We start from the raw sequence: 3,856 nt of genomic DNA, 5'->3' as shown, positions 1-3,856 counted from the left end.
CACGTTCCCGGTGACGATGTAGGGGCTCCCGGCGAGCGTCCACGTCGTATCGGACGTAATCGCACCGCTCACGTTGGTGTCGGCGAACGAGACCGCCGAAGCCGCAAACAGGGCGAATGCGAGAAAGAGTGGTTTGGGATTCCGTTTCATGACGTCCTCCGCAAATCGGAACGCGGTTTCCCCTCGGTGAAGCGATTGTGTGAGTCCCGTCGAGCTTGGCACCGCAACCTATCCGAAGTGAACAGAATTGTCAATATGTGGAAACTACTGAGTTTTGGTGTGACTCACCTCACAATACGCAGTCGCCTTCAGACATCGACCAAACCCGCCCGAACCGCCACAACCGCGAGCTCGGCCGCGTTTCGAACCTCGAGCTTCTTCATGAGGCGATAACGGTGACTCTCCACCGTGCGTAGTCTCACCTCGAGCGTTTCGGAGATGGCCCCGTTCGAGTTTCCTTCCACGAGGAGTTTCAAGACGCGGAGCTCGCTGACCGTCAAACCAAAAGGACGGGGAGCGGAATGGAAGGGACACGGACGCGTTGCTCGTTTTCGGTTGGCGCCGTCGCCAACCCGCGAACCTCCACGAGCAACGAAACGAATGGCCTCGACGATGGAATCAGCAGTCTGGCACATGCCGACCTGCGCAAGGGTTGGCACGGTCTGTTCGAGGGGGGTGGTGATCTCGGGTGACTTGCCGCAATTCATCGTCATGACGACGACACCCATCGAAACCAGGTTCGACCGGGCCACGCGCTCCCGGCTCGCTGGAAGCAGCATCCCGTCCAGAACGGCGACGTCGGCGGTCCTGTCTGACAGGAGCGCCCAGGCCGCGGTTGAATCCGAGGCCTGCGCGACGACGTCGATGTCATCGTGCTTGGAGAGAAAATATGCGAGGAGATCGGTCATCAGCCGAAAACGGATCGCGACCAAGGTCCGGATTGATTTCGCTCCCGAGTGCATCGAAACAAGCCCTCCACAAAGCGTCCATCGGACCTGGGAGGGCCGGTCGCGTGGTCGTCACCTCCGCCCAGGCAAGCCAACCGGCTGCCCGACGGACTTCCAGGTTACGACCGGAACGAAGGAGGAGCGGTCAAAAGGTCGTTGTCGTCGTGGAGTGATTTTCTTATGACACGGTGAGGATTGCCCATCTCGACCCCAGGCTCTCCGCCAGTCCCATGAATCTGGAGGTGTAGTCGCTCGGTGGCGACGAAAAGTCACTCTGCGAGGGTTTTTTTTTCGGAGGCACCATCACTCCTGGCGCGATTACGACGTCTCGCCGGACCCTCGGGCGAGCCCCACCTCTGATTCTCGAGGAGAATTGGTTCGAAGAGCTCGTGCGCCTCGCCCCCACGGCATGTCGACGCTTCAATTGGTGCGCACAGCTCGCTTCAACCCCGCGCCAGGTAGTCCGCAGGTGTCAGAATCCGGATGCCTTCGAAGGGGCTCAAGACGAGCAAGTCGTCATCTCCGGTGATGATCATGTCGGCCTGACCGCTCACGGCAAGCGCCAAGAACTTGTCGTCCTTCGGATCTCGGCAGGCCTGAACCACGCCTACGACGGGAACCCATTCGCCGACCCGTCCAAGGAGACGGAGGAATTGCTGGCGATCCTCGAGCGTGACGTAACGATCGAACTTGGGACGGGCGAGAACTTCCGCGAGCTCTGCCATGGTCGCCTCGCACAGGAGAAGCTGGCCTTCGTCCACGACCGCGCGGACGGCGCGCCCCGGCATGGAATCAGGCAGTAGCAGGCGACTGATGAGTGCGTTGGTGTCGATGACCAAGCGCTCCCTAGTCTTCATCCAACAAGATCTCGGAGAGCCCTTCCTCGGTCAGACCCCGCGCGGCAGCATCTCGCGCCACGCGATCGCAGAAACGTTGGAATTCTGCAGCATTGAGGGCACGCAGACGCTCATACTCCTGGATGGAAAGCAGCACGGCGACATCGCGCTTCTGGCGCCGAATCACAACCGGCTCGCGTTGCGCCGCATCGAGCAGCGCTGCTAAGCGTTGCTTGGCTTCTGTGGCGGAGACATAACGCATGAAACTCCAACCTTATTGATGTCCATTATAGACTAAAATGAACAAAATAGACGAAATAGACTGAAGATATGACGACCCAGCGGCTGGAGACGGCCGCGTGCGGACGTACAAATCGCCCGCTCCGAAGGGGGCAGCGATCTCGTACGCGTTTGAGCTTCGTTCCGGGAGCTGGCGCCAAGATTTCTATCAGGGCGCGCTTTTCAACACCTCCAACCGTCGGTCTTACTCAATATGTGATTTGCGACTCCGGCGATTCGAGCCCCAGAAAGAGATACAAGCCTCGGTCGATTGACGCCAGCTCGCTCGCTCGAATGCGTCTCTGCATCCAGCGAGACAACAGACGTTTTTCGATGATGGAACGGACGATCCGGAAAGCCGGGTTCGAGCTCTCGAGCCGGCGCGAGAACTGATCTGGTCTGCCGCCGTTTACACGCGGTGAAGTTGATGGCGGTCGGCTCCACCCGGAGCCGCATTTCGTGATGAAGTCGCGATGAGGAGTCCGAAGGATTGTAACGTGTAACGTTATTCGATATAATCCCACCTGGGAATCGGCCGAGGTGATCCTCTCCTTCCAAGACGCCGGGACGGAAGATATCTTCAACCGAAGGAGAACCAAGGCCGCCAGGAAACTCTGCCCGGAATCGGTATGGAAGATAGCCCAGCGGAAACTGGACCAGCTGAACGCTTCCGTTTCCTTGAGCTCCCTCGCTGTGCCTCCGGGGAATCGCTTGGAAGCCCTGAAAGGAGATAGAAAAGGGCAGCACCGCATTCGCGTTAACGACCGGTATCGCGTCTGCTTCCGATGGACGGATGAGGGAGCGGAGGGGGTCGGGGTCGTGGATTATCACTGAGAGCCTAAGGGAGAAGACGATGCTTCGAGTTCCAACGCATGGGCCCCCGACCCACCCGGGGGAAATGCTGCTCGAGGAGTTCTTGAAACCGCTGGGGATGACTCAGACCGAGCTCGCCGAAAGGATGGGCGTGTCGTACCCTCGCGTGAACGAGCTCATCCACGGAAAAAGAGGCATTACCCCGGACACCGCCCTGCGACTCGAGCGCCTGCTCGGGATCGAGGCACAGTTCTGGCTCAATCTCCAGTTGGCCTGGGACCTCTATCAAATGAAGCGTTCGGGGGCAGCCAAAGAGATCGCGAGAGTGAAGAAGCTGCCGCAGCTTTCCAAGGCATGAGTGTCCGTTCCCGTCCGCTCGGAAACTGATAGGGAATCCTCTCGGCCAGTTCCGGAAACGGCTCCCTTCCCTCTCGCCCGTGGCGGCGGGATCCGAATCGGCTCAGCCGACCCCGATCGAACCCCCTCGCTGATGCCGCCACGAACGAGAAGGAAACTGGGAGGCTCGTTTGGTTACGGCACCTTCCAGCCGGTGATCTTGATGAGATCGTCGGTGAAGCCAACTTCTCCCGGAGTGGGATTCGAAGCCGGGTCGTTCAGCGCCGGATCTTGGAGACCGTGCTGAATGATGTAGTAGGCGGTCTTCCCCGTCCCGTCGAAGATGAACCCGGTCGGCTCGGAGTCGGGGTCCCGAACGCTCAGCATCCGCAGGCAGCCGTCGGTCATCAGATCCCGGTCCCGGCCGTCGGGTAAACACGCCCAGATGTCGCCGAAGTCCGTGTCCTCGATGACATACACGTTGCTCGTTTGGATCTGAATGTCCAGGTTGTCGTGGCTGTTGAGCCGGTCGTCGCCCAGGAGGAATCGCGTGACTTGCGCCTCGGCCGGCGCGTTCGAGCTCGAGCTCTTGAGAAGGTTCTCATCGAAATCGTTATTGAAGACCGTCTCGAAGGCGTCGACCTC

The 3,856-nt window shown here is 59.7% G+C and carries 6 protein-coding genes; 2 read left to right on the top strand and 4 right to left on the bottom strand.

The window, feature by feature from the left end; translation table 11 throughout:
• Nucleotides 1–308: 308 nt before the first annotated feature.
• The 3 genes from VEK15_16905 to VEK15_16895 all read right to left on the bottom strand — a co-directional run bounded on the left by VEK15_16905 (nt 309) and on the right by VEK15_16895 (nt 2,045).
• Entirely contained in the window at nt 309–908 is a 600-nt protein-coding gene (locus tag VEK15_16905) for a response regulator transcription factor (GenBank protein HXV62384.1), read from the bottom strand.
• 482 nt (nt 909–1,390) lie between these two features.
• Nucleotides 1,391–1,804 (bottom strand): putative toxin-antitoxin system toxin component, PIN family, encoded by a 414-nt coding sequence (locus VEK15_16900; GenBank protein HXV62383.1) that lies wholly within the window; start codon nt 1,802–1,804, stop codon nt 1,391–1,393.
• The gene (locus VEK15_16895) at nt 1,794–2,045 is read right to left on the bottom strand and encodes a type II toxin-antitoxin system Phd/YefM family antitoxin (protein HXV62382.1); all 252 of its coding nucleotides are present in this window, start codon (nt 2,043–2,045) and stop codon (nt 1,794–1,796) included. Before VEK15_16895 ends, VEK15_16900 begins: the two co-directional genes overlap by 11 nt.
• Before the next feature lie 557 nt (nt 2,046–2,602).
• On the opposite strand from VEK15_16895, the gene VEK15_16890 reads away from it, so the two are divergent.
• Together VEK15_16890 and VEK15_16885 are read left to right on the top strand one after the other, a co-directional pair.
• On the top strand, nt 2,603–2,896 hold the full coding sequence (locus VEK15_16890; GenBank protein ID HXV62381.1) for a type II toxin-antitoxin system RelE/ParE family toxin: 294 nt from the start codon (nt 2,603–2,605) through the stop codon (nt 2,894–2,896).
• 19 nt (nt 2,897–2,915) lie between these two features.
• Entirely contained in the window at nt 2,916–3,233 is a 318-nt protein-coding gene (locus VEK15_16885; GenBank protein ID HXV62380.1) for a HigA family addiction module antitoxin, read from the top strand.
• 173 nt (nt 3,234–3,406) lie between these two features.
• On the opposite strand, the gene VEK15_16880 is transcribed toward VEK15_16885, so the two are convergent.
• Nucleotides 3,407–3,856, bottom strand: a 450-nt coding sequence (locus VEK15_16880; GenBank protein HXV62379.1) for a hypothetical protein, incomplete at its 5' end; no start/stop codon positions are given.

This window comes from Vicinamibacteria bacterium (assembly GCA_035620555.1).
In the GTDB taxonomy this organism is placed as follows: Bacteria; Acidobacteriota; Vicinamibacteria; order Marinacidobacterales; family SMYC01; genus DASPGQ01.
Note: the sequence above shows the minus strand (reverse complement) of the source record. Positions and strands in the feature narration are given on the sequence as shown.